Source organism: Streptomyces sp. NPDC059649, assembly GCF_042734445.1.
GTDB lineage: Bacteria > Actinomycetota > Actinomycetes > Streptomycetales > Streptomycetaceae > Streptomyces.
In genome coordinates, this window is the sequence record NZ_JBHWDV010000012.1 from 72,566 (window position 1) to 97,712 (window position 25,147).

At 71.4% G+C, this 25,147-nt stretch carries 18 protein-coding genes; 8 read left to right on the top strand and 10 right to left on the bottom strand.

Annotation, left to right across the window (positions count from 1 at the left end):
- The first annotated feature begins 56 nt into the window (after positions 1 to 56).
- Together ACFV1J_RS16095 and ACFV1J_RS16100 are read left to right on the top strand one after the other, a co-directional pair.
- Entirely contained in the window at positions 57 to 806 is a 750-nt protein-coding gene (locus ACFV1J_RS16095; RefSeq protein WP_385858397.1) for a hypothetical protein, read from the top strand.
- 340 nt (positions 807 to 1,146) lie between these two features.
- Entirely contained in the window at positions 1,147 to 2,559 is a 1,413-nt protein-coding gene (locus ACFV1J_RS16100) for a cation:dicarboxylate symporter family transporter (RefSeq protein ID WP_385858399.1), read from the top strand.
- A gap of 140 nt (positions 2,560 to 2,699) precedes the next feature.
- Here ACFV1J_RS16100 and ACFV1J_RS16105 read toward each other — a convergent pair whose 3' ends face one another.
- Positions 2,700 to 4,145, bottom strand: a complete 1,446-nt coding sequence (locus ACFV1J_RS16105; protein ID WP_385858401.1) for a Gfo/Idh/MocA family protein — start codon at positions 4,143 to 4,145, stop codon at positions 2,700 to 2,702.
- A 286-nt stretch (positions 4,146 to 4,431) separates the two neighbouring features.
- Between ACFV1J_RS16105 and ACFV1J_RS16110 the strand changes: the two genes are divergently transcribed.
- Positions 4,432 to 5,802, top strand: coding sequence for an alpha-amylase family protein (locus ACFV1J_RS16110; RefSeq protein ID WP_385858404.1), 1,371 nt, complete (start codon positions 4,432 to 4,434; stop codon positions 5,800 to 5,802).
- Positions 5,803 to 5,807: 5 nt separating this feature from the next.
- Here ACFV1J_RS16110 and ACFV1J_RS16115 read toward each other — a convergent pair whose 3' ends face one another.
- Positions 5,808 to 8,738: an FAD-binding and (Fe-S)-binding domain-containing protein gene (locus tag ACFV1J_RS16115; RefSeq protein WP_385858406.1), complete on the bottom strand. Its 2,931-nt coding sequence runs from the start codon at positions 8,736 to 8,738 to the stop codon at positions 5,808 to 5,810.
- Positions 8,739 to 8,771: 33 nt separating this feature from the next.
- Positions 8,772 to 9,227, bottom strand: coding sequence for a MarR family winged helix-turn-helix transcriptional regulator (locus ACFV1J_RS16120; RefSeq protein WP_265364392.1), 456 nt, complete (start codon positions 9,225 to 9,227; stop codon positions 8,772 to 8,774).
- Positions 9,228 to 9,323: 96 nt separating this feature from the next.
- Between ACFV1J_RS16120 and ACFV1J_RS16125 the strand changes: the two genes are divergently transcribed.
- Positions 9,324 to 11,156 carry an ABC transporter ATP-binding protein gene (locus tag ACFV1J_RS16125; protein ID WP_385858409.1) on the top strand — a complete coding sequence of 611 codons (1,833 nt, stop codon included), beginning with the start codon at positions 9,324 to 9,326 and terminating at the stop codon, positions 11,154 to 11,156.
- Positions 11,157 to 11,248: 92 nt separating this feature from the next.
- Here the strand turns inward: ACFV1J_RS16125 and ACFV1J_RS16130 are convergent, their stop codons facing one another.
- Positions 11,249 to 12,505, bottom strand: a complete 1,257-nt coding sequence (locus ACFV1J_RS16130) for an SGNH/GDSL hydrolase family protein (protein ID WP_385858411.1) — start codon at positions 12,503 to 12,505, stop codon at positions 11,249 to 11,251.
- A 499-nt stretch (positions 12,506 to 13,004) separates the two neighbouring features.
- Here ACFV1J_RS16130 and ACFV1J_RS16135 point away from each other — a divergent pair, with 499 nt between their 5' ends.
- Positions 13,005 to 13,604: an NUDIX hydrolase gene (locus ACFV1J_RS16135; protein ID WP_385858413.1), complete on the top strand. Its 600-nt coding sequence runs from the start codon at positions 13,005 to 13,007 to the stop codon at positions 13,602 to 13,604.
- Here the strand turns inward: ACFV1J_RS16135 and ACFV1J_RS16140 are convergent.
- From ACFV1J_RS16140 to ACFV1J_RS16160, 5 genes are all read right to left on the bottom strand, one after another.
- A complete protein-coding gene (locus ACFV1J_RS16140; RefSeq protein ID WP_385858415.1) occupies positions 13,489 to 14,274 on the bottom strand; it encodes a hypothetical protein in 786 nt (261 codons plus the stop codon). The genes ACFV1J_RS16135 and ACFV1J_RS16140 overlap by 116 nt on opposite strands.
- Positions 14,275 to 14,450: 176 nt before the next feature.
- Positions 14,451 to 15,851, bottom strand: a complete 1,401-nt coding sequence (locus ACFV1J_RS16145; protein ID WP_385858417.1) for a hypothetical protein — start codon at positions 15,849 to 15,851, stop codon at positions 14,451 to 14,453.
- Positions 15,852 to 15,986: 135 nt separating this feature from the next.
- Positions 15,987 to 16,673, bottom strand: a complete 687-nt coding sequence (locus ACFV1J_RS16150) for a lactate utilization protein C (RefSeq protein ID WP_385858420.1) — start codon at positions 16,671 to 16,673, stop codon at positions 15,987 to 15,989.
- A complete protein-coding gene (locus tag ACFV1J_RS16155; RefSeq protein ID WP_385858422.1) occupies positions 16,670 to 18,205 on the bottom strand; it encodes a lactate utilization protein B in 1,536 nt (511 codons plus the stop codon). The genes ACFV1J_RS16150 and ACFV1J_RS16155 overlap by 4 nt, the downstream gene beginning before the upstream one ends.
- Entirely contained in the window at positions 18,202 to 19,080 is an 879-nt protein-coding gene (locus ACFV1J_RS16160) for a (Fe-S)-binding protein (protein ID WP_385858425.1), read from the bottom strand. The genes ACFV1J_RS16155 and ACFV1J_RS16160 overlap by 4 nt, the downstream gene beginning before the upstream one ends.
- A 120-nt stretch (positions 19,081 to 19,200) precedes the next feature.
- On the opposite strand from ACFV1J_RS16160, the gene ACFV1J_RS16165 reads away from it, so the two are divergent.
- Positions 19,201 to 20,505, top strand: a complete 1,305-nt coding sequence (locus tag ACFV1J_RS16165) for an MFS transporter (protein ID WP_385858427.1) — start codon at positions 19,201 to 19,203, stop codon at positions 20,503 to 20,505.
- 326 nt (positions 20,506 to 20,831) lie between these two features.
- On the opposite strand, the gene ACFV1J_RS16170 is transcribed toward ACFV1J_RS16165, so the two are convergent.
- Positions 20,832 to 22,091, bottom strand: coding sequence for an NAD(P)-binding domain-containing protein (locus tag ACFV1J_RS16170; RefSeq protein ID WP_385858430.1), 1,260 nt, complete (start codon positions 22,089 to 22,091; stop codon positions 20,832 to 20,834).
- A 274-nt stretch (positions 22,092 to 22,365) separates the two neighbouring features.
- On the opposite strand from ACFV1J_RS16170, the gene ACFV1J_RS16175 reads away from it, so the two are divergent.
- Entirely contained in the window at positions 22,366 to 22,788 is a 423-nt protein-coding gene (locus tag ACFV1J_RS16175) for a secondary thiamine-phosphate synthase enzyme YjbQ (protein ID WP_385858432.1), read from the top strand.
- Positions 22,789 to 23,474: 686 nt separating this feature from the next.
- A complete protein-coding gene (locus tag ACFV1J_RS16180; protein ID WP_385858552.1) occupies positions 23,475 to 24,962 on the top strand; it encodes a HEPN domain-containing protein in 1,488 nt (495 codons plus the stop codon).
- Positions 24,963 to 25,147 lie beyond the last annotated feature (185 nt).

Consider the following 25,147-nt stretch of genomic DNA (forward strand, 5'->3'; position numbering starts at 1 on the left):
GCGCCGAGGAAGCGGGCGCTGAACGCACGTCAGCCGGGCGGTGCGACCATGGGGGTATGCGACGTGCGGGTGGTGTGATGCGGAGGGCGGCGGTGGCCGCTGCGGGACTGGTCCTTCTGGCCGGCTGTGGTGGCGCGGGCGGCCACGACGGCAAGGACGACGGTGCGGGCAACAAGGGGGAGCGCCCCGGTGGCCCGGCCCGCGGCGCGTCGGCCACCACCCACCTCAAGCACATCCCCGGCATCGGCACCGCCCTGCGGTCCCGGATCCCGGCCGGCTCGCAGCAGGTCGTCGCGGTGTACGGCAAGGCGGCGGACTCCGCCGAGGCGACCCTCGTCCTCTACGAGAAGGGCCCCCAGGGCTGGGACCGCAAGGGCAGCTGGCCGGCCCACAACGGCCGGCGCGGCTGGACGACGGACCACCACGAGGACGACAAGCGCAGCCCGGTCGGGGTGTTCACGCTGACCGACGCGGGCGGGGTGCTCGCCGACCCGGGCGCCAAGCTGCCGTACACCCACTCCACCGCCTTCACCCCGCCGTCGTACTGGTCCAAGAACACCCGCCATGACTTCGATTACGTCATCGCGATCAACTACAACCGGGTGAAGGGCACCTCGCCGCTGGACCCGACCCGTCCCGGGGGACAGTCCAAGGGGGGCGGGGTCTGGCTGCACCTGGACCACGGCAGTGGCACCTCCGCCTGCGTCAGCGTCTCGAAGTCCGCGATGCAGACGCTGCTGCGCACCCTCGACCCGGCGCGGCAGCCCGTGGTGGTCATGGGGGACGCGGCGCATCTGTCGGCCTGAGAGCCGGTGCCGCAAGGCTCACGACCGGCTGACCGGCTGACCGGCTGACCGGTGGCGGGCTGACCGGCTGACCGGCTGACCGGTGGGCGGGCTGACCGGCGGACGGGCGTCCGCTGCCGCGTGCGGCCGGTGCGGGACGAGTGCCGCACCGCGGGAGGAAGCGGGCGCGGCCGTCGCTCCCGCGCAATTGCGTACGGGTCGTACGTACCGCCTTGGACCAAGCTCCAAGATTTTCCCGGAAGTTACAGCGAACTCTTTCGTGGGGAACACTAGGCGGCCATAGTGACGGATCGCGGAAGTCCACTTCCGCATAACAGAATTCGTCCTTGGAGGAGTGCCCGTGCCGCACGCCACCGGAACTTTCGTCCGCCACGCAGGCCGTCTGCTGCGCACCAGTCTGTTCGCGCAGGTACTCGTTGCCCTCGTCGTCGGTGTCGTCGTCGGGCGGTTGTGGCCGCAGGCCGGATCGTCGCTCCAGCCGCTCGGGGACGGTTTCGTCCGGCTGATCAAGGCGGTGATCGCGCCGTTGGTCTTCTGCGTCGTCGTCGCCGGCATCACCAAGGCGGGCGACCTCAAGGCCTTCGGCCGTATCGGCGTCAAGGCCCTGATCTGGTTCGAGGCGGCCACCAGCATCGCCCTCGTCATCGGCCTGCTGGCCGGCAACGTCTTCGCCCCCGGAGCCGGGATGCATGTCGACCCGGCGTCCCTCGACAAGGGCGCGGTGGACGCCAAGACGGGTGGCGGACAGCTGCCGTCCGCGGCCCAGTTCGTCCTGGAATCGCTCCCCAACAGCGCGGTCGGCGCCTTCGCCGAGAACTCGCTGCTGCAGGTCCTGGTGCTGGCCTGCCTGGTGGGTGCGGCCCTGCTGCACCTCGGCCGCCAGAAGGTGCCGCAGTTGCTGCCGCTGATCGAACAGGCCCAGGACGTCGTGTTCACCATCGTCGGCTACCTCATGAAGCTCGCCCCGCTCGCGGTCCTCGGCGCCACCGCCCACCTCGTCGGCGAGTACGGCCTGGGCGCGATGTCCACCTACGGCAAGCTGATCGCGGTCTGTTACGGCGTCGCGCTGGCCTTCCTCGTCCTGCTCGGCCTGGCGCTGAAGGCCGTCACCGGGCTCAGCCTGTGGAAGTTCGTCCGCTACACCCGCGAGGAACTGCTGCTGGCGCTGGGTACCGGATCCAGCGAGACCGTGATGCCGCGGATGATGGAGAAGCTGCGGGCCGCGGGCTGCCGGGACGATGCGGTCGGCCTGGTGCTGCCGACCGGCTACTCGTTCAACCTCGACGGTGCCTCGATCTACCTCTCCATCGGCACCCTCTTCATCGCCCAGGCCATCGGCGTCGATCTGTCGCCGGGCCAGCAGATCACCGTGGTGCTGGTGCTCATGCTGACCAGCAAGGGCATGGCGGGCGTCCCGGGTTCGGCGTTCCTCGCGCTGTCCGCGACCGCCTCCGCGCTGGGCGTCATCCCGGCCGCCGCGGTCGCCCTGCTGCTCGGCGTCGACCGGATCATGGACTCGATGCGGGTGGCGACGAATCTGCTCGGCAACTGCGTCGCGGTGTTCGCGGTCTCCCGCTGGGAGGGGGCACTGGACCGGGTGACGGCCAAGCGGGTCCTGAACGGCGAGCAGCCCGCCCAGCCCACCGAAACGGCCCCCGCACAGCACCTCGGAACCACCCAGCCCACCGAAGCGGCCCCGCCCGCCGAAACGGCCCCGCCCACCGAAGCCGCACAGCGCACGCACGACACCTGAGACGGAAAGCTGAGACGTAACACCCGAGGCGAAACACCTGAGAGGGGACAGCTGAGACGTAACACCCGAGACCGGACGGCCCGGCGGACACACGCTCCGCCGGGCCCGTACGTCATCCCCCCCAGCTCCCCCAACTCCCGCTACTCCTCCGGCTTTTCCGAGTCCATCCCCGGCCGGGCCTTCTTCCACAGCCCGCGGGTGAAGTCCGGGATCTCCTGCGGCGCGCCGTTCGCCTTGATGGAGCGGTCGCTCAGCGGCACCGGCGCCGTCCAGGTCGCCGCGTCGTAGACGTCGAAGTCCGGTACCAGGCCCAGCCGCATGCACTGGATCAGCCGGAAGACCAGCATGTAGTCCATCCCGCCGTGGCCGCCGGGCGGGTTGGCGTGCTCCTTCCAGAGCCAGTGGTCCCACTCCGCGTACTTTCCGAAGTCGCCCCACTGGTCGTTGTTCTGGTCCGGCTCCAGGTAGATCCGCTCCGGGTAGTCCTCGAAGAGGCCCTTGGTGCCGCCGAGGCTGTTGATCCTGCTGTACGGGTGCGGGGTGGAGACGTCGTGCTCCAGCCGGATCACCCGCCCCTTGGCGGTCTGCACGAGGCTGACCGTCCGGTCGCTCTCGATGTACGACTCCTTCCAGCTGGGGTCGTCCGCCGGCATGTGTTCCTTGCGGTACGCGGCGAGTCCGCGGGCCGGGGAGCCCATGCTGGAGATGCGCACCGCGCGGTCGCCGCGGTTGAGGTCCATGTAGTTGGCGACCGGCCCGAAGCCGTGGTTGGGGTAGAGGTCACCGCGCAGCCGGGTGTGCCAGAGCCGGCGCCAGGGGCCCTCGTAGTACTTGGGGTCGAACATCAGGCCGCGCAGGTCGTGGATGTACGCCCCGGCGCCGTGCAGCAGCTCCCCGAACAGCCCGGCGTGCGCCATCCGCAGCACCCGCATCTCGTTCTTGCCGTAACAGCAGTTCTCCAGCTGCATGCAGTGTCTGCGGGTGCGTTCGGAGAGGTCGACGAGTTCCCACAGCTGGTCCAGGCGGAGCGCGATCGGGCACTCCACACCGACGTGTTTGCCGTTCAGCATGGCCGTCTTCGCCATCTCGAAGTGCCAGTCCCAGGGCGTGGCGACGTAGACGAAGTCGACGTCCCCGCGCTTGCAGAGCTGCTCGAAGTCGTGGTCGCCGTTGGTGTAGACGGCGGGTGCGGGCTGACCCGCGGTGGTGACCTTGTTGGCGGCCCTGGCGGTCTTCTCCTTCACCGGGTCGCACAGGGCGACCACCCGTGCGCCGGGCATCGCCAGGAACAGGTCGATCATGCTGCCACCGCGGTTGCCGAGGCCGATGATGCCGACGCGGACGGTGGAGCGCCGCTCGAACGGCACCCCGATCATGGTTCTGCCCTTGGCCGCCGGTGCCGCGGCGGCGCCGTTCGTGGCACCGGCCGTTCCGGGCGCGGCCGCGGCGGCCTGAGGTGCCGTCAGCCCGCCAAGTCCCAGTCCCGCGCCCGCCGCACCGGCGGTCCACAGGACGGAGCGGCGGCTCGGGGCGGCCTCGACGTGGCTGTGGTCGTGGTCGTGGTTCTGCGATCGTGCCTCGTTCATCGGTCCTCCAGGGATCGGTGGTGCGCCGGGGCATACGTGAACCTCGGTCAGGACCTTGTCGGCCGACGGCCGGAGGCACAAGAGGGCCGGACGGTGCCGCAACACCGTGGAAGCCGCAGCCAGCATCTTTCGCAACCCGCTGAAAAGTCTTGCAGAAAGCCTTGACGTGTTAACGACATGAACGGCAGGCTCCGGTAGCGGACAACCCCCCATGGCGGCCTGGCGCGTGGCTGCTCTCGTGGGCGCGGTACGGCACGGCCGTGCCCCATGACGAAGGAGCCACACCATGCAGCAACGTTCCCGTGTGCTGGGCGGGACGCTCGCCGGAATAGTGGCCGCGGTCGGCCTGGCCACCGTCGCCCCGTGGCCCTCCCAGGCCACCCCGCCCGGCCACAAGACCGTCACCGCCACCCTCTTCGAGCGCAAGTACGTCGACGTCGCCAAGGCCTGCACCGACCAACTCGGTCCGGCCGGCTACGGCTACGTGGAGGTCTCGCCGGCCTCGGAGCACATCCAGGGCGGGCAGTGGTGGACCTCGTACCAGCCCGTCAGCTACAAGATCGCCGGCCGGCTCGGCGACCGCGACGCCTTCGCCTCGATGGTCCGCGCCTGCCACGCCGCCGGCGTCAAGGTCATCGCCGACGCGGTCATCAACCACATGGCCGCCGGCTCCGGCACCGGCACCGGCGGCACCCGGTACACCAAGTACCACTACCCCGGCTTCTACCAGGACTGGGACTTCCACGGCTGCCGCAAGAGCATCTCCGACTACACCAACCGCGACGACGTCCAGAACTGCGAACTGGTCGGCCTCGCCGACCTCGACACCGGCAGCGACTACGTCCGCACCACCCTCGCCAGGTACCTCGACGACCTGCGCTCACTGGGCGTGGACGGCTTCCGCATCGACGCCGCCAAGCACATCTCCGCCACCGACCTGGCCGCCGTCAAGGGCAAGATGAAGGACCCCGGATTCTGGGTGCAGGAGGTCATCTACGGCGCCGGCGAGGCGGTACGGCCCGACGAATACACCGGCACCGGCGACGTCGACGAATTCCGCTACGGCGCCCACCTCAAGAGCGCCTTCCAGAGCGGCAACATCGCCCAGCTGAAGTCGATCGCCGACGGCAAGCTCGGCAGCGACAAGGCCCGCACCTTCGTCGACAACTGGGACACCGAACGCAACGGCTCCACCCTCACCTACAAGGACGGCGCCGCCCACACCCTCGCCAACGTCTTCATGCTCGCCTCGCCCTACGGCTCACCCAACGTCTACTCCGGCTACGAGTGGACCGACAAGGACGCCGGACCGCCCAGCGGGACCAGCGGCTGGACCGACGAGCACGCGAAGCGGGAGATCACCGGCATGGTCGGCTTCCGCAACGCGGTGGGCGCAGCCGAGCTGACCAACTGGTGGGACGACGGCGGCAGCGCCCTCGCCTTCGCCCGTAGCGGCAAGGGCTTCGTCGCCCTCAACAACGGGGACGCCGCGCTGACCCGGACCTTCGCGACCTCCCTGCCCGCCGGCACGTACTGCGACGTGGTGCACGCCGCGCCGTCCTCCTGCGACGGGCACACGGTCACCGTCGGCGACGACGGCAAGGCACAGGTCACCGTGCCCGCCAGGAGCGCGGTGGCGCTGCACGTCGGCGGCTGACCCGGTCAGTCGGGACGGGTCGCCCGCTCCAGCGCCAGGAGGGCCGAGCAGTAGCCTCGGCCCTCCGTGGCCAGGTCCATCCCGATCTCACACATCCGGTTCGCCGACAGATACAGGTCGAAGGGGCGCGCGGTGACCTCCGCCGCCTCCTTCGCGGTCGCCGCCCCGGTCAGTTCCCGGTGCAGCATCCCGCGGTCCCCGGCGAACGCGCAGCACCCCGCGTCGGCCGGCACCACCACCTCCCGCGCACACGCCTCGGCGACCCGCCGCAACTGCGCCTCGTCCCCCAAGTGCCGCATGGAACAGGTGGGATGGAGCACCGCGGAGCCGGCCGTCCGCCGTACGTCGAGGCGCGGCAGCAGCTCCTCTGCGGCCCAGACGACCGAGTCGACGACGGTCAGCTCGGCGTGCAGCGCGCGGTTCTCCGGCGTCAGATACGGCACGACCTCACGGGCCAGGCCCAGCGCGCATGAGGACGCGTCCACCACCAGGGGCAGCAGCCCGCCGGCGGTCCAGCCCCAGGCCGCCTCGACGACGCGGTTGGCCATCAGCGCCGTGCCGCGCTGATAGCCCTTGGAGTGCCAGATCGTGGCGCAGCACGTCCCGGGCACGTCCCCGGGGATCCACACCGGCCGGCCCGCCCGCCCGGACACCGCCACCACCGCCTCGGGCAGCGACGGCCCCCGGTGCCCCTCGGGCTCCCCGAAGATCCGGTTCACACAGGCCGGGTAGTAGACCGCGGCCGCGCCCGTCCGCCGGGTCACCGGCAGCCGCCGGGCCGCCGGGCCCGGGATCCGCGGCAGCCACTCCGGCACCAGATCGGGGCGGACGGCCCGGCGGGCGGCCCGGGTCAGCGCGGCCGCCGGCCGGTCGCCGAACCGGTCCGCGGCCGCCACCGCCAGCCGCGCCGCCCGCTCGACCGCCCCGAACCGCCGGGCGGTCCGCTCCGCGAGCCACTCCTCGCGCGGGGAGTGGCGCCGGTGCCGGAAGTCCTTCATCAGCCTGCCGGTGTCGATGCCCACCGGGCAGTCGAGCATGCAGGTCGAGTCGCCGGCGCAGGTGTCCACCGCGTCGTAGCCGTAGGAGTCCAGCAGTGCGCCGGTGACCGCCGATCCGGCCGGCTGGCGGAGCATCTCGCGGCGCAGCACGATCCGTTGCCGGGGCGTGGTGGTGAGGTCCTTGCTGGGGCAGGTCGGTTCGCAGAAGCCGCATTCGATGCACGGGTCGGCGATCGCCTCGATGCGGGGGATGGTCTTCAGCCCGCGCAGATGCGCCCGCGGATCGCGGTCGAGCAGGACGCGCGGGGCCAGAATGCCGGCCGGGTCGACCAGTTCCTTGATCCGCCACATCAACTCCGTGGCCCGCGGCCCCCATTCGAGCTCCAGGAACGGGGCGATGTTGCGGCCGGTGGCGTGCTCGGCCTTCAGCGAGCCGTCGAAACGCTCGACGGTCAGCCGGCAGAAGTCCGCCATGAACGCGGCGTAGCGCGCCACGTCGTCCGGCTCGGCCGCGTCGAAGGCGAGCAGGAAGTGCAGGTTGCCGTGGGCGGCGTGGCCGGCGACCGCGGCGTCGAAGCCGTGCCGGGCCTGCAGCTCCAGCAGCGCCGTACACGCCTCGGCCAGCCGCGCCGGCGGCACCGCGAAGTCCTCGGTGATCAGCGTCGTCCCGGCCGGCCGGGAGCCGCCCACCGCGGTGACGAACGCCTTGCGGGCCTTCCAGTAACCGCCGAGGACATGCGGGTCCCGGGTGACGGCGTTGGTGACGGAGGCGACCGGCGCGACCAGGTCCAGCCCGGCCAGCACCCGCGCCGCGGCCTCCTCGTACTCCCCGAGCGCGGCCTCGTCGGGCGCCCGGAACTCGACCAGCAGCGCCGTGGTCTCCTTGGGCAGCGCCGCCCAGTCCGCCGGCACCCCGGCCACGGCCACCGACGCGCGCAGGGTGTTGCCGTCCATCAGCTCCACCGCCCGCGCGCCGGCCGCGGTGAAGTGTGGTACGGCCGCGGCCGCGGCGCCCAGCGACGGGAAGAACAGCAGCGCGCCGGCGGTGTGCCGGTCCAGCGGCAGGGTGTCGAAGACGGTCTCGGCGAGGAAGCCCAGGGTGCCCTCGGAGCCGACCATCAGCCCGCGCAGGATCGCCACCGGCGTCGCGCCGTCCAGGAACGCGTCGAGCCGGTAGCCGTTGGTGTTCTTGATCGCGTACTTGGCGCGGATCCGGGCCACCAGCGCGGAATCCGCCTCGATCTCCGCCTTGAGTGCCAGCAGGCCCGCGCACAGCGCCGGTTCGGCCCGGGCCAGTTCCGCGTCGGCGTCCGGGTCCGCGGTGTCCACGATCGTGCCGGACGGCAGGACGACGGTGGCCGACGCCAGCGTCCGGTAGGAGTTCCGGGTGATGCCGGCCGTCATCCCGGAGGCGTTGTTGGCGACCACCCCGCCCACGGTGCAGGCGATCGCACTGGCCGGGTCGGGGCCGAGCAGCCGCCCGTACCGGGCCAGGGCCGCATTGGCGCGCAGCACGGTCGTGCCCGGCCGGATCCGGGCCCTCGCGCCGCCGTCCAGCACCTCGACGCCGGTCCAGTGCCGCCGCACGTCGACGAGGATGTCCTCGCCCTGCGCCTGCCCGTTGAGGGAGGTACCGGCGGCCCGGAAGACCACCTTCCGGCCCTTGCCGTGGGCGTAGGAGAAGACCGCGGAGATGTCGTCGACGTCCTCGGCCACCACCACGACCTGCGGGACGAAGCGGTACGGGCTGGCGTCGGAGGCGTAGCGCACCAGGTCGGAGACGGTGTGCAGGACCTTCTCCGGGCCGAGCAGCGCGATGAGGTCACCGCGCAGCGGCTCGGGGGTGCCGGACGCCAGGTGGCCGGCCACCCGGTCGGGCGCCGGGCGGCCGCCGGCGGTGGGCCGCAGGGCCCCGGGCTTCGGCTCCAGCAAGGGCATCGCGGGCACTCCTCCGCTTGAGGGGGCGTCAGGTCAGTGCGGGTCACCCGGCCCGTCGACCAGGGTGGACAGCAGTCCGCCGAGCACCTCGCGCTGATCGGCGGTCAGCGGAGCCAGGATCTCCTCCGCGGCGGCCCGGCGCGCGCTGCGCAACGCGCGCAGCGTGGACCGGCCGGTGTCGGTCAGTTCGATCCGCACCACGCGCCGGTTGGCCGGATCCGGCACCCGGCGGACCGCGCCGTTCGCCTCCAGGGCGTCCACCAGGGTCGTCACCGCCCGGGGTACGACCTCCAGCCGCTGGGCGAGATCGGCCATCCGCGGCGGGGTGTCGCGGCAGTGGTCCACGATCCGCAGCACCCGGGACTGGGCGGGGGTGAAGGCGATGTCCAGGTGCGCCATGTGGCGCTTCTGCGCGCGGTGCATCCGGCGGGTCAGCCGCACCAGTTGTTCGGCGAGGTTGCTGCTGACCGTCGGCTCAGGGGAGGGCATGCCCCGAGAGTATCAGGACCTCGTTCATTGTGAGTATAGGTAACAATGAGCTAGGCTCAGTGAAGTCCCGCTGTCCCGTACCCCTCGTAGGAGCCCATGCACCGCGACGAACCCCAATGGACACCGCCCCCCAAGGACCCCGACGCACCGGTCCAGCTCCGGCGGATCCTCGCCCTCTTCCGCCCCTACCGCGGCCGGCTCGCCCTCGTCGGGCTGCTCGTCGGCGCCTCCTCCCTGGTCTCCGTGGCCTCGCCGTTCCTCCTCCGCGAGATCCTCGACGTCGCCATCCCCGGCCGCCGCACCGGACTGCTCACCCTGCTCGCCCTCGGCATGATCGCCACCGCCGTCACCACCAGCGTCTTCGGCGTCCTGCAGACCCTGCTGTCCACCACCGTCGGCCAGCGCGTCATGCACGACCTGCGCACCGCCGTCTACGCCAAGCTCCAGCGGATGCCCCTGGCGTTCTTCACCCGCACCCGCACCGGCGAGGTCCAGTCCCGGATCGCCAACGACATCGGCGGCATGCAGGCCACGGTCACCTCCACCGCCACCTCCCTGGTCTCCAACCTCACCTCGGTCACCGCCACCGTCTGCGCCATGCTCGCCCTCGACTGGCGGCTGACCGTCGTCTCCCTCCTGCTGCTCCCGCTCTTCGTCTGGATCAGCCGCCGGGTCGGCGACGAACGCAAGAAGATCACCACCCAGCGGCAGAAGCAGATGGCCGCGATGTCCGCGATGGTCACCGAATCCCTCTCGGTCAGCGGCATCCTGCTCGGCCGCACCATGGGCCGCGCCGACTCCCTCACCAAGAACTTCGCCGGCGAATCCGAGCGCCTGGTCGACCTGGAGGTCCGCGCCAACATGGCCGGCCGCTGGCGGATGGCCACCATCGGCATCGTCATGGCCGCCATGCCCGCCCTCATCTACTGGGCCGCCGGCCTCGTCCTCCAACTCGGCGGACCCGTCTTCTCCATAGGAACCCTGGTCGCCTTCGTCTCCCTCCAGCAGGGCCTGCTGCGCCCGACCGTCTCCCTGCTGTCCACCGGCGTCCAGATGCAGACCTCCCTCGCGCTCTTCCAGCGCATCTTCGAGTACCTCGACCTGCCGGTCGCCATCACCGAACCCGCCGACCCGGTCCGCATCCCCGCCCCGCGCGGCGAGATCCGGTTCGAGAACGTACGGTTCCGCTACGACCCCGACGCCGCCCCCACCCTCGACGGCATCGACCTGACCGTCCCCGCCGGCGGCAGCCTCGCCGTCGTCGGCCCCACCGGCAGCGGCAAGAGCACCCTCAGCTACCTCGTCCCCCGCCTCTACGACGTCACCGAGGGCCGGGTCACCCTCGACGGCACCGACGTCCGCGACCTCGACTTCGACACCCTCGCCCGCGCCGTCGGCGTGGTCTCCCAGGAGACCTACCTCTTCCACGCCTCGGTCGCCGACAACCTGCGCTTCGCCAAACCCGACGCCACCGACGACGAGATCCACCGCGCCGCCAGGGCCGCCCAGATCCACGACCACATCGCGGCCCTCCCCGACGGCTACGACACCCTCGTCGGCGAGCGCGGCTACCGCTTCTCCGGCGGCGAGAAGCAGCGCCTGGCCATCGCCCGTACCATCCTGCGCGACCCGCCGGTACTCGTCCTCGACGAGGCGACCAGCGCCCTGGACACCCGCACCGAACACGCCGTCCAGCAGGCCATCGACGAACTGTCCGCCGGCCGCACCACCCTCACCATCGCGCACCGCCTCTCCACCGTCCGCGACGCCGACCAGATCGTCGTCCTGGACGGCGGCCGGATCGCCGAACGCGGCACCCACGACGAACTGCTCGCCGCCGACGGCCGCTATGCGGCACTGGTCCGGCGTGACGCACGCCTCACCCCGCCCGGCGAGCAGATGATGGCCGAACAAGTGACCCGTGGGTAACATCCGGGGTGGCGGCGGCCGGTTGACCGGTCGGGGCGGCCGCCGCCCCCACCCCTGCCCGTCCCGGGCCCTTCCCGGCCACCCCGCCACCCTCACAGCGCCGCGAGATCGACCGCCTCGGCCATCACCCGATACCCCTCGTCACCAGGGTGCTTGTGGTCGCCGCTGTCGAAGCGCGCCGCCAGCGCCTCCGGATCGCCCGGGTCCGCCAACGCCGCCGCGAAGTCCGCGACCGCGTCGAACTCGCCCGAGGCCCGTATCCAGTCGTTCACCTTCCGCCGCTTCGCCTCCGCACCCGGAGTGTGGTACTCCGCCCCCTTGAACGGCAGGATCGTCCCCCCGACGATCCGCACCCCGGCCGCCCGCGCCCCCGCGATCAACTCCCGGTAACCGGCGATGAGCTCGTCCGCGGACCGGTCCGGATTCGGCTTGTACGTCGGCAGATCGATCTCGCTGAACCCGATGTCGTTCAAACCCACCAGGACCACCACCGAACGCACACCCGGCCGGTCCAGCACATCACGCCGGAACCGCCCCGCCGCCCGCTCCCCGAACCACGCCGAATCGCTCAGCAGCAGATTCCCCCCGATGCCCTGATTCAGCACCGGCCGCACCCCGCCCCGCTCCGCGAGCCGTTCGGCCAGCGCATCCGCATAGCGCCCGTTGGCGTCGATCGTCGAACCGAAACCATCGGTGAGCGAATCACCGAAAACCACCACCGTGTCCCGCCGCGCCGGCCCGTCGTCCGCCAGCTCCACCGCCGCGAGGAAGTACCACGACACCGTCGTCTCCCCGAACGCCGCCGGGCCCGTATCGGTCAGCCGGTCCCCGGCGGCCCGGTACGCCGTGGCGTACGCCTGGGCGTGGAAGGTCGCGGGACCCGTCGGCCGCGCGAAATACAGCGACACGGTCAGCGACTCGAACGGCGCCACCGCCACCTCGACGGCATCACTGCGCACCTCCCCGCCCGCCGGAATCCGCACCCCCGCCGCCCCGCCGAACAGGAGCCGCCGCACCGTCCCCGCCCGTACCCCGGCACCCTCCCCGGTACGGGCCAGGGTCGCGCCGGCCACTTCCAGCGGCTCGGTCCCGTACCGGTTCGAGAGCACGATCCGGGCCGCCGTACCGGAACCGGTGACCCGGACCACCTGACGCACGGTCTGGTCCGCGAAACCCTCCAGCGCCCAGTTGTCGTGGAACCCCACACTGGGACGCTGCACGGACGCCGCCCAACCGGGCTGCCAGTCGAGCGCGTTGCCGTTGTTGCCGCTGTTGCTGGCGTTGTTGTCGTTGTCGTTGTCGTTGTTCCCATTGTTCCCGTTGCTGTTCTGATGCACGGTCTGCCGCATGATCTGTCTGCCTGCCTCTCTGCCGATCGCCCGGTGGCGACGACAGCGAGTCTGCTGGCCGGCGCCCGGCCCACCCAGCCCTCTGAGCTGCGTACGCACCGGCCGCCTACGCATGCCAGGGTCACCCTCGAAACGGCCCCCCTCCCTGGTTCCTGCTGCAGGATTCGGTGGCCGATCCACGGGTACCCGACGACGGAAATACGGCGATGCGGTGACCACGGAAATACCGCGAGGCGGCGTCACGGCCCAGCGTCGCCCCCCCGTGGACCGGTACCTGACGAGCCGGGCGCGGGCCGGCTCGCGGCCCGCCGCGGACGTCGAAAGCACGCGCCGCCAATACGAGCCCGACGCACGCCAGTTCACCGTTCGCCACGCCGCCGCACCCGGTCCACCCCGTAGCACCGGCCGGTACGGTGGACGTCCGCCACGGGCCTGCCGCCCGTCCTCTCGGATCACGAGAAGTCCGGGCCGCCCGTCCTCTCGGAATGCGAGAAGTGCGATGAACCAGACAGCAGCCCCTCCCCGTCTCGCCGCGGCGGTGGTGGTCCACAACGGCCGCGTGCTGATCGTCCGCCGCAGCTACCGCGAGCGCTTCCTGCCCGGCGCATGGGGCGTCCCCTGCGGCAAGCTGGAACCGGGGGAGACCTCCGAAAGCGGCGCCCTACGGGAGCTCAAGGAAGAAACCGGGCTCCTCGGCGCCATCGTCGCCCACACCGGATCCGCCAGCTTCCTCAGCGACTACCAGGGCCGGCGGGTCCGCAACCACCAGGAGAACTTCCTCGTCCGGCCCCTGACCCTCGACGTCGTCCTGCCCAGCCCCGACCAGGCATACCTCTGGGCCCGGCCCGCCGAACTCGCCGAGGCCGGCGTCGACGCCTACAACCTCGGCGTGATCCGCCAGGTCTTCGGCGGCCGGCTGGACGCCTCCGGACTGCGCACCATGACCGCCCGCTACGGCTACCAGGGCCTCGCCCCCACCCCCTTCACCAGCCCAAAGACCGTGCCAGCGCGTCGAGTTCGGCAAGATACACGGCCGGTGCGAGGGGAGTCTTGGGCGGCGGAACGGCCCGCCCCGCCCGCCCGGCGCGGTCGTCACTGACCCCGCCGGCCCGGCCGCGCACCCTGACGTACACATCGGTCACCGAGCGCTGCGGGGCGGTCTCCAGGAACAGCGTCACCGTCGGCTCCTCGCTCACCACCCGGTGCAGCGTACGGGCGTCCAGCCCGTAACTCCGGCCCGCCCCGTACCGCTCGTCACGCACCAGCCGGAGCCGGGCCTCACCGACCCGCCGCAACCGCCAGGCCCCGCCCGGCCCGTCGATCGTCTCCCGGTACACCACCGCCGGCACTCCCTCCGCCGCCGGCTCGTAACACTCCATCCGCACCCGGCCCCGCACCACCGCCGACGCGATCGCACACCGGTGGTTGTGGATGTCCTCCGGCTCCGCACCCACCGGCCCGGGCCAGAAATGCACCCGCAGCATGAACCGCGGCGCCCCCGACAACAACACCAGCTTGTCGAAACCCAGCACATGCCGGTACGACAGCCGGGTGCACTCCGGAAGGTCCACCGCACCGGCGGATAATCGGCGCGTCAACGGACCCAGCACCTCTGGCCGCGCCAACTCGGCAACCACCGCCCGCGCCGACTCGGGCGACGGCGGCCGCGGCCCACCGCCCAGCCGGTCCACCAGCAGCCGCCGCACCTCCTCGATCTGCATCTCCGCCTCCCGTCCACCCGCACCGGCACCGCCCACCGACCCCGCCACGCGCCGTACTCCACCGGCACCGCCCACCGGCCCGCCACGCGCCGTACTCCACCGGCCCCGTCCACCGGCCGGCCACGCCACGTCGGCGCCGGCCCGTCACGCCGCGTGGGCGCCGGGCCGTCACGCCGCGTGGGCGCCGGCTCGCCATGGCCGGTCGGCGGCCCGCACTCACCGCCTCACGGCCGGTAGGACATCAGCGCATACCGCCGCAGCACCGACAGCCCCTGATACGCCATCCACACCGGATTGCCCATCGGCCCGTCGTCCCACCGCCACACCCCGCCACGCTGCATCCCCCGCACCCGCGCCACCGCGGCCGCCAACTGGGCCTCCCACACCGCCGGCCCCACCCCCTCCGCCGCCACCTGCCGCGCCCCGTCGGTCATCAGCGCCCGCGCCACCCACGCCGCCCCGAAATGCCTCACCGACAACAGCTCCTGATGCAACGGATCGTCCTGACCAGGCCGCCGCACCTCCTCCTGACAGTTCGCCAGATCGGCCGCACCCGCCCCCGGCAGCGCCGCCCCCGCCAGCAACCAGCGCAGCCCCTCCTCCCGCACCGCACGCTGCCGGGCATCCTCCCCCAGCACCCGCGCGGCCCGGTCCAGCGTCACCACCGCCCGCGCCGTATGCACCGCCGACGGCGCCGGATTTCCCCGACCCGTCGCCAACGCCGCACCCCAACAACGGTGATGACCCCGCGCCGGATCACCCGTGGCACCGCCCACCAGCACCGCCCGCAGCCCGCCCAGCGACGCCGACCCCGGCGCCGCACGCAACAGCCCGCGCAGCACATTCGTCACCACATACGTGTTCGCCAGCCCGAACGCATCATGATCCGGATCCAGCAACGCCTCGCACGAATGGATCTCGGCCTCCAGCAACCGCGGATCCGCACCCGCCCGGGCCAGCGCACCCAGCACCACCGCGGTCACCTCCGGACGCGCCCCACTGCCCTGCGAACGCGCCGCCCAGCCACCACCCGGAAGCCGCAGCCGCCACAACGTCTCCGCCACCTCACCCGCGCGTATCCGCCCGTCGTACGGCGCGATGTCCAGCAGCAGATGCAGCCCGTACGCCGTACCGAACGCCGTCGGATGCACCGGCGGTTCGCTCTCCGCCAGGGAATGCGGCCAGCCCGTCAACGGCCCGTGGCCGGGCACCTCGACCACCGACAGCCCGCGCCGCAACGCCTCGTACGCACCGTCCATCAACTCCGGCAACGAACCCGCCGACGACGCCACCGGCCCCGGCGGCGCCACCCCACGACCCGCCGCGGCCGCCGCCCGGGCCCGCACCAGCGCCGCCGACAGCCACACCACCGCACCCACCCCGACCCCGGCCGTCGCCGCCAGGCAGTACCGCGCCGCCTCACCGGCCAGATTCTGCGGCAGGATCCCCACCAGCGTCTGGAACACCGCGAACGCCGCCGCCGGCACCCCTAACCGCGCCAGCCACGTCAGCAGCCGGGACGGGGCCGACGGCGGACCGTCGGCCGAGGACGGCGGCCCCGGAACGGGCGCGGGCCCGCCCCCGGCCACGCCGGAACGCCGTGCGCCGACCTCCTGCCGCAGCATGGTCCGCTCCCTCCCCCCGGGCGCCGGCCCCGCACCGAGCGTGCGAAAGACATCCCGATCAGTGTAGGAATCCCCACTGACAACGGGGTCGCACACCTGGCGCGGTCGCCCTCCGGCCACCCGCCGGACCCCGCCTCAGCCCCCGCTCACCACCCCACCCCCGGCCCCCTCCACCAGGACCACCTCCAGCGTCCGCGGACCGTGCACCCCCTCCACCCGGTCCAGCTCGATGTCACTGGTGGCCGAGGGCCCGGAAATCCACGTCAGCGGCCGCCCGGGAACCAGCCGCTCCAACGCCTCGGGCACCGACCCGACCACCTGCCCCGGCACCCGGACCACACACACATGATGATCGGGCACCAGCGTGATCCGCCGTCTGCCCTGGTCAGGGCCCGCATCCAGCACGAGCGTGCCGGTCTCCGCAATCGCCACCGCGCACCCCGTCACCACACTGTCCACGCCATCCAGTTCCCGCGCCGTCTGCTCCGCACGGTCCTCGACCACCTCCGCCCCCACCGCGGCCAACCACCCCCGCTCCAATCCCGGCGGCACCACCACACTCCGCGCCCCCCGCTCCGCCAGCAGCCGGCCGATCAGCGCCGGCAGCCCGGCCACATCACCGCGGTGCACCAACGCCCGGTAATCCGCCAGGTTCTCGGCCAGCAGATCCACCGTCTCCGCCGCCGTACGCGCCCCGTGCACCCGCCGGTAGTCCCGCACCAGAGGCGGCTCGCCCGCCTCCGCACCACCCGGCCCCGCACCCCGCGGCACATCGGAAAGCGCCCGCCGGACCCGCGCCAACACCACATCCCTGCTGCTCACTTCGCCTCCCCCTCCCCACGGGACGACTGCCCCTCACCTCGCCCTTCCCCATAGGACGGCTGCCCGGCCGGCCCGCCACGGGTGCGCCGCCACCAGTCACGGAACGACTCAGCCGGCACCACCGGCAGATCACGGGCCTGCGACCACGCCCGCCCCGGCCCCGGCAGCCGCCGCGGATGCAGCCCCCGCGTCCGCGCCGCCAGCCGCATCCCGCGGCGCAGCACCCCCGGATGATCGAACGCCCAGGCCGCCGCTCGCATCGCCGCCCGCTCAGCGGCATGTCCTTTGGCCGGTTTCAGTACCACCCGCGCCCCACCACGGACCCCAGGACCACCCTCCACCACCCGCTCGCGCAGATGCACCAGCACCTCCGGGATGTCGATGGCGACCGGACACACCTCGTAACACGCCCCGCACAACGACGACGCATACGGCAGCGACTCCTCCAACGGGCCGGACAGCCCCCGTAGTTGAGGAGTGAGAATGGCGCCGATCGGCCCCGGATACGGCGACCCGTAGGCATGCCCGCCGGCCCGCTCGTACACCGGGCACACATTGAGACAGGCCGAACACCGGATACAGCGCAGCGCCTGCCGCCCGACCGTATCGGCCAGCGTGTCCGTCCGCCCGTTGTCCAGCAGCACCAGATGAAACGTCCGCGGCCCGTCCCCGTCCACCGTCCCCGTCCACGTAGAGGTGTACGGATTCATCCGCTCCGCGGTGGACGAACGCGGCAGCAACTGCAGGAAAATCTCCAGATCCCGCCAGGTCGGCACCACCTTCTCGATCCCCACCACTGAGATCAGCGTCTCCGGCAGGGTCAGACACATCCGCCCGTTGCCCTCCGACTCCACCACCACCAGCGTGCCGGTCTCGGCGACCATGAAGTTCGCCCCGGAAATCCCGACCTTCGCGGTCAGGAACTTCTCCCGCAGATGCAGCCGCGCCGCCTCCGCCAGCGCCGCGGGCGCATCGGACAGGCCCTCCGGCGCCGGACGGCCCCAACGCCCCATCTCCCGCCGGAAGATGTCCCGGATCTCCGCACGGTTGCGATGGATCGCCGGCACCAGGATGTGCGACGGCAGATCCTCCCCGAGCTGCACGATCAACTCCGCCAGATCCGTCTCGTACGCCCGGATCCCGGCCCGCTCCAACGCCTCGTTGAGCCCGATCTCCTGTGTCGCCATCGACTTGACCTTGACGACCTCCCGCTCGCCGGTCTCCCGCACCAGCTCCGTGACGATCCGATTGGCCTCCGCCGCGTCGGCCGCCCAGTGCACCCGGCCACCCGCCGCGACGACCGCCGCCTCCAACTGCTCCAGATAACGGTCGAGATGCCGCAGCGTACGGTCCTTCACCGCGGCACCCGCGGCCCGCAACTGCGCCCAGTCGTCCAGCTCCGCCACGGCCCTGGCCCGCTTGTCGCGGATGGTGTGGGTGGCATGCGTGAGGTTCGCGCGCAACTGCCCGTCCCGCGTCGAGACGGCCGCGGCCCGCGGAAAGGCCGGCATACCCAAGTACGTCCCACTCATCGCCCGCACCCGCCACTTTCCGTGCCACGCCCGCCGGCCTCTGTGCCGGCCTCCGTGTGGGGGCTCTCCTCCGCACCGGCCCTAGCCCTACCGCCCGTATGGGGCCTCTCCTCCGCGGGGCCCGAGCTTGGGCTCTCCTCCGTACTGGCCAGGATCTCCGCGAGGTGCACCGGGCGGACCGCCGCCCCCTGCCGCGCCAACATGCCGCCGATGTGCAGCAGACACGAGTTGTCGACCGTACACACCGCCTCCGCCCCGGTGGCGACCACATGCCGGACCTTGTCGGCGCCCATCGCCACCGAAACCGCCGGGTTCTTCACCGCGAACGTGCCTCCAAAACCACAGCACTCCTCGGCCCCCGTCAGCTCCCGCAGCTCCAGCCCCTTCACATGCCGCAGCAGCCGCAACGGACGGTCGCCCAGCCCCAGCATCCGCAACCCGTGACAGGTGGGGTGATACGTCACCGTATGCGGGTAATACGCGCCGACGTCCTCCACCTTCAGCACGTCCACCAGGAACTCGGTCAGCTCGTACGTCTTCGGCACCGCCAGCGCCGAGGCCTCAGCGAGCTCCCGGCCGCGCCCCTCGGCCAGTGCCTTCGCCCCGATCCGCGGGTAGTTGTCCCGCACCATCGCCGCACACGAACCGGACGGCGTGACCACGTAGTCGTACTCCCGGAACGCCCGGTCGAAGCGCCGTACGAGCGGCTCGGTGGCATGCCGGTAGCCGGTGTTGAACTGCGGCTGCCCACAACAGCTCTGCTCTTCGGGGAAGCCGACCTCCACCCCCAGCCGCTCCAGCAACGTCACCACCGCCCGGCCCGTCCGCGGCTGCAGCAGATCGTTGATACAGGTGACGAACAGTGCTACGCGCACGTTGCCATCTCCTTTCGGCCGCTCCGGCCTCTGGCGGCCATCCGCTTCCGCGGTACATGATCACCTGTCGGCTCATCCTGCCCCAGCAGCCGGCCGAGGAGAAGAACCGAGCGGAGGACCATGTCGAACGCCGAAACCCTGACCGCGGACCGGGCGCCGGACGACGGCCGCCCGGCGTCCCGGCTGCGCCAGCTCGCCGCCGCATCCATAGGCAACGCCGTCGAGTGGTACGACTGGTACGCGTACTCCTTCCTGGCCGTCTACTTCGCCGACCAGGTCTTCCCCAAGGGCGCCGGCAACTCCCTGGTGCCGCTGCTCTCCACCTTCGCCGTCTTCGCCGTCGGCTTCTTCATGCGGCCGGTGGGCGGACTGCTGATGGGAGCGGTCGCCGACCGCCGCGGCCGGCGGACCGCGCTGACCGTGACCATCCTGCTCATGGGCGGCGGCAGCCTGCTCGTCGCCCTCACCCCCACCTACGCCGCCACCGGCCTCCTCGCACCCGTCGTGCTGGTCCTCGCCCGTCTCGTCCAAGGCCTGTCCGTCGGCGGCGAATTCGCCGCCTCCACGACCTTCCTCGTCGAGTCCGCCGGCCCTGGCCGCCGCGGCCTGTTCTCCAGCTTCCAGTACGTCTCCACGACCCTCGGCCAGCTCCTGGCCTCCGGCACGGCGGCCCTCCTCGCCGGGCTGCTCACCGAACGGCAGATGGGCCAGTGGGGCTGGCGGGTGGCCTTCCTCGGAGGCGCGCTGCTGAGCCTGCTGGGCCTGTGGATCCGGCGCGGCGCACAGGAAACCCGCAGCGCCGAACAGCAGGCCGCCCCCCGCCCCGGCCTCTTCGAGGCCCTCCGCCGCCACCCCCGCCAGTCCCTGCTGATCTGCGGCATCACCGCCGGCGGCACCATCGCCTACTACACCTGGACGACCTACCTCCCCACCTACGCCCAGGTCAACGCGGGCTTCGACAAGGGCGATTCACTCATCGTCGGCACCCTCTCGCTCGCCTTCTTCGCCCTCCTCCAGCCGCTCGGCGGCCTGCTCTCGGACCGCATCGGCCGCAAACCGCTGCTGCTCGCCTTCTCACTGGGCTTCACGGTCCTCGCGGTGCCCCTGCTCCACCTGGTCACCGACGCGTTCGCCTCCCTGCTGCTGGTGCAGTGCGCGGGCATGGTGCTGCTCACCGGCTACACCGCGATCGCCGCGGCCGTGAACGCCGAGGTCTTCCCCGCCCGGGTGCGCGCCGCCGGCATCGGCTTCCCGTACTCCCTCACCGTCGCGCTCTTCGGCGGCACCGCGCCGTACGTCGGCACGTGGTTCAAGCAGGCCGGCCACGCGAACCTCTTCCCCTGGTACGTGTCTGCCCTCTGCCTGGTCTCGTTCGTCGTCTACCTCACGCTCCCGGAAACCGCACGGGAGGGGTTGGAGCGGTAGGGGCGGAGGGGGTGGGGGTGGAGCGTTGGCGGGCGGAGCAGTTGGGGATGGAGCGGTAGGGCGGCTTGGGGCGGTTCTCGGCTGGTTGGCGGCTGCTGCGAGTTCTCGGTTGTTGTGGTTTCGGGCTTGCGCGGTGTCGGCCTTGCGCGGTGTCAGCCTCCGTTTCCCCCGTGCGTCAGCTCGTGCGGTGTCGGCCTCCTTCCTCCTCCGTCCTCCTCTTCCCGTGTTCAGGCTCGCGTGGTGCCTGCCTCCGTTTCCTCGCCTCTTGCCGCCTCCTCATACCCCGGCAACGATTACGGAGAGTGATTAGTTCCCGACTCTATCACTCAGCGTGAGGGGGAGGGGGTGGTGGTGAGTGGTGGGGAGGGCGGGGGCTGCGGGGGGGGGCTGAGCGCGCGGTTCGGGCGTGCAGACGCGAGGAGTTGGCGGATGTCGCGTGCGGCGGCTCGGCCGGCGCGGTTGGCGCCTATGGTGCTGGCGGAGGGGCCGTAGCCGACGAGGTGGACGCGGGGGTCGCGGAGCGTGCGGGTGCCGGCCATCCGTATGCCGCCGCCCGGCTCTCGTAGTTTCAGTGGGGCGAGGTGGTCGATGGCCGCGCGGAACCCGGTCGCGTAGAGGATCACGTCCGCTTCCACCCGCTGGCCGTCCGTCCACACCACACCGGTCGGAGTGATCCGTTCGAAGAGTGGGAGCCGCTCCAGTACGCCGCTCTCGCGGCCCCGCCGGATCGCCTCCGTCATCGGCAGTCCGGTCACGCTCACCACGCTTCGCGGTGGCAGCCCCTGCCGGACCCGTTCCTCGACGAGTGCCACCGCCGCCCGGCCCTCCTCCTCGCCGAACGGTCCCTCGCGGAAGACCGGCGGCCGTCGCGTCACCCAGGTCGTGGCCGCCGCGACCGGCGCGATCTCCAGCAACTGCTGCACGGCGGAGGTTCCACCGCCCACCACCACGACCCGCGCGCCGCGGAACTGCTCCGGCCCCTCGTACTGGGAACTGTGCAGCTGTCGGCCGCCGAACGTCTCCTGTCCGGGAAAGCGCGGCCAGAACGGCCGGTCCCAGGTCCCGGTCGCATTGATCAGCGCCCGCGTCGCGTACCGCCCCTCCGACGACTCGACCAGCAGTCGCCCGTCCTCGCCCTCGCGAACCGCCAAGACGCTCACGGGGCGGTGTACGCGTAGCCCGAAGGTCTGCTCGTAGCTCTCGAAGTACGCGCCGATCACCTCGGACGACGGGCGGCCCGGATCGGCGCCGATGAGTTCCATCCCGGGCAGCGCATGCATCCCGTGCACCTTGCCGTACGTGAGGGACGGCCACCGGAACTGCCAGGCGCCCCCGGGGCGGGGGGAGTGGTCGAGGACGACGAAGTCCCGGTCGGGCCGGTAGCCCACTCGCTGCAGGTGGAAGGCGGCAGCGAGGCCGGCCTGGCCGGCGCCGATCACTGCGATATCGACCTTGTCGATCTTCCCGATCCCGGTGCCGATCCCGGTGTTGGTCTCGGGGTCGGTGTCGGGGTCGGTGTCGGCGTGTGGGGCGAGGGCGGCGGATGGGGTCGATGTCGGGAGCGTGGCCACCCCTGTGTAGTTCATGTTTCTACTAACGGAGGGGGGAGGGTGATCTCTTCCCGGCCGTCTCTTCGCCCGGTCTCTCCGTCGGGACCACACACTTCGGTGCGGAGACGGCAGGGGAGAGAGGAACGGGAGGAAGGGGAAGTGGGACGCAATGGGGCTGGGAAAGCAGGGAGAATCGCGCCTCGGCTGGTGGGCCCTGGTGGACCTTTGTTTCTACGAGGTTGAAGTGGCATTGCCACCCGCGCCCGCCGCCTTGCCGACCGGCGCGTCCGTTCCGTACGAAGATGAACGCATGAGCTCTGCATTCACCAGCCGCACCCTGGACATCACCACCGGCTCGACGGAAACCGTCGCCGACCTCACCGCCGAGTGCGCCGCCTTCCTCCGGGACGTCGCGGACGGCCGTGACGGCCTGCTCAACGTCTTCGTGCCGCACGCGACAGCCGGCATCGCCGTACTCGAAACCGGCGCAGGCAGCGACGAGGACCTCCTGGCTGCCCTGCACGATCTGCTCCCCGCCGACAACCGCTGGCGCCACCGCCACGGCAGCCCCGGCCACGGCCGTGACCACGTCCTCCCGGCCCTGGTCCCCCCACACGCCACCCTCCCGGTCATCGCCGGCCGTATGGCCCTGGGCACCTGGCAGTCCGTCTGCCTGGTCGACACCAACAAGGACAATGCCAACCGTCAGGTGCGGTTGAGTTTCCTGGGGTGACCGGGGTGACCGGGGTGACCGGGGCGACCGAGACTTCCCTGGGCGCGGCCGCCCGACTCTTCTCACGCGCCGGTGAAACGGGAGAAGGGGCGGCGATGCCTCCACTGCGGTGCCGCCGAGGGAATGGGCGCGCTGGGCCCGCTTCTTGCCGGTCGTGGCGTTGAAGAGGACCTTGGTGGCACCGAGGTGTCAGGACCGTCTCCCCGCCGGTGTCGCGGCGGACGGGAGGCCGCCGCCGGTGCCGTCTACGTGCGGGCCGGACGGAACCGGCCCGACCAGTGAGACGAATGCCTGCACCCAACGTCTCCAGGGAGGCTGGGCAACCTCGATTTCGACGCGGACGGCGTCCTGATCGGCATTGAGGTGTGGACGCCCGCTCCGAGCCGCCGCTCCGCCCCCGTCAGGGTCAGCCGGACGGTGTGGCAGACGACCGGGCGGCATGCTCACACCCATCGGGTTCGCACTGAGGACAACCCCCTCGACCGCCTGGAAGCCAGCAACTTGACTCCACGCAAACTGGGGCACATCAAAGCCTCCATCGGACCCGGAGCGGTTCCATCAGCGCCCGGAGCCGCGCCTTGTCGCCGGCCCCGGTCGATTTCTTCGCCGCGACACCACGCAGGAATAATTCGGAAGAGTGCCGTGCCTGCAACCCCCGAACGCTCCGTACGACGACAAAGGTGAACATGATGGGCAGTGAGCCGCTGAATCTCGACGCGTCGGGCGAGTGGGCGGGCTTGTGGTGGCTGCCGGAAGACCCTGGGGACCAGGTGCCAGGTGTGCTCCGCTACGAGCCCGAGTGCGGCCTGACACTCTCTTTGATCGGCGCGTTCGAGGACCGGGTCACGACAACGCCTGCTCCCGGTGTGCTGATGGTCCATGAGGGCCGTCGAACGTGGGGTGTGATCCATGGTGTCGCCGATCAGCGCGAGATCAGCCTCCTCGGCTGTTTTCCGGCCGGCGGCCGGCGGACCTTCGGTGCGCGGGTGAAGACCCCCGACAAACAGACCGTCGTGGCAACGACGGCACTCATCGGGGCGCACGTCGGCAGTGAGGACGAGGCGGCGTTCTCCACGACAGAGGTGTCGGTGGAGGACCTCGGGCATTGGGCGGCATCGTCAGTGCTCGAGGGGTTCCTGGGTGCGTCCGGCGGGCGTCCTGATGGGAGTGGCACCCTCTCCGTCAAGCCCGTGGAGGTGCGGTCGGTCGACGTCGACGGGACGGAGTTCGTGCTTGCGCACCGCTACACGCTGCCGTTCTTCGATCAGCGTCGGGGCGGCACCGTTGGTCGCATGCGGGATACCGCGTACCTGCGGATCACCCGGCGCGAGGCGTCCTCATTGAGTGAGGCGATGGGCTATGCCCGGTTGATACAAGACCTGATCGCCCTTGCCACTCACCGTGCTGCAGGCATGATCTGGGTACGCCTGAAACTGGCCCCGGACGACGCCGTGTCGGAGTCCGGCGGGCTGCGCCCGGAGCGGAATGTCGACGTGCTGTACTCGCCCTCTGTGGTCGGGAAGCACGATGCGAAGGCAGCCGCTCATCATCGTGTGTTCTTCACGTGCGAGGCGCTGCCCTTCGAGGAGATCATCCCCCGCTGGTGCGATATGCACGAGCGGCTGCAGTCCGCCACGAACATGGTTCTGGGGCTTCGGTACGCGCCGGCACGGTACGTCGAGAACAATCTTCTGACGGCGGTGGGAGCGGCTGAGGTGCTGCACCGTGGCTTTGACATCGACGAACCGCCGATCCCATCGGAGGATTTCCAACCGATGAGTGAAGCGATGCTTGCTCAGGTGCCCGAGGAGCACAGGAAGCGGATCCGCGGCTCACTGCGCAATGACCCGACACTTCGGGATCGGTTGTACGCACTCGCGGCCCGCCCCGACCAGGAGGCGCTGTCCACGCTCGTGCCTGACGTGGACCGGTGGGCCAGGCGGACGACCCGAGCGCGAAACGACCTGGCCCACGAGGGGCGAACCCCCCACCACAAGCTCGAGGAGCTGATCGCCATTGTGGACGTCACCACTGCGGTGGTCATTCTGAATCTGCTGAACGAACTCGGGTTGCCGGCCGAACGCCAACGAGAGGTCGTGCGTGACCACCCGCAGTTGCGCGCTACGGCCAGGAGTGCACGGGACTGGCTGACTCCGTCCGAGGCGGACTCCTAAGTCGGATGGTGAAGAACGGGACTGGATCCGCGCCCGGCACGCTGACCGGCTTTCCGCCCCTTCGGCCGGCCTCTGACGATTCTCCTGACTGCTGTTTTCTTGTTCGGGAATGCCGGCGCTTGATCTGGCGTGACCAACCGGGCAAGCCGGGGGTCGGCAGGGCGTAGTGCCGCACCAGGGGCGCA

Excerpts from the sequence above, each read along its gene's own strand:
- ACFV1J_RS16115 (WP_385858406.1), bottom strand. The coding sequence starts at position 8,738 with ATGCCCTTGCTGGAGCCGAAGCCCGGGGCCCTGCGGCCCACCGCCGGC.
- ACFV1J_RS16130 (WP_385858411.1), bottom strand. The coding sequence starts at position 12,505 with ATGCGGCAGACCGTGCATCAGAACAGCAACGGGAACAATGGGAACAAC.
- ACFV1J_RS16155 (WP_385858422.1), bottom strand. The coding sequence starts at position 18,205 with ATGAGTGGGACGTACTTGGGTATGCCGGCCTTTCCGCGGGCCGCGGCC.
- ACFV1J_RS16180 (WP_385858552.1), top strand. The coding sequence starts at position 23,475 with ATGATGGGCAGTGAGCCGCTGAATCTCGACGCGTCGGGCGAGTGGGCG.
- ACFV1J_RS16175 (WP_385858432.1), top strand. The coding sequence starts at position 22,366 with ATGAGCTCTGCATTCACCAGCCGCACCCTGGACATCACCACCGGCTCG.
- ACFV1J_RS16125 (WP_385858409.1), top strand. The coding sequence starts at position 9,324 with ATGCACCGCGACGAACCCCAATGGACACCGCCCCCCAAGGACCCCGAC.
- ACFV1J_RS16170 (WP_385858430.1), bottom strand. The coding sequence starts at position 22,091 with ATGAACTACACAGGGGTGGCCACGCTCCCGACATCGACCCCATCCGCC.
- ACFV1J_RS16120 (WP_265364392.1), bottom strand. The coding sequence starts at position 9,227 with ATGCCCTCCCCTGAGCCGACGGTCAGCAGCAACCTCGCCGAACAACTG.
- ACFV1J_RS16110 (WP_385858404.1), top strand. The coding sequence starts at position 4,432 with ATGCAGCAACGTTCCCGTGTGCTGGGCGGGACGCTCGCCGGAATAGTG.
- ACFV1J_RS16095 (WP_385858397.1), top strand. The coding sequence starts at position 57 with ATGCGACGTGCGGGTGGTGTGATGCGGAGGGCGGCGGTGGCCGCTGCG.
- ACFV1J_RS16165 (WP_385858427.1), top strand. The coding sequence starts at position 19,201 with ATGTCGAACGCCGAAACCCTGACCGCGGACCGGGCGCCGGACGACGGC.
- ACFV1J_RS16135 (WP_385858413.1), top strand. The coding sequence starts at position 13,005 with ATGAACCAGACAGCAGCCCCTCCCCGTCTCGCCGCGGCGGTGGTGGTC.
- ACFV1J_RS16145 (WP_385858417.1), bottom strand. The coding sequence starts at position 15,851 with ATGCTGCGGCAGGAGGTCGGCGCACGGCGTTCCGGCGTGGCCGGGGGC.
- ACFV1J_RS16105 (WP_385858401.1), bottom strand. The coding sequence starts at position 4,145 with ATGAACGAGGCACGATCGCAGAACCACGACCACGACCACAGCCACGTC.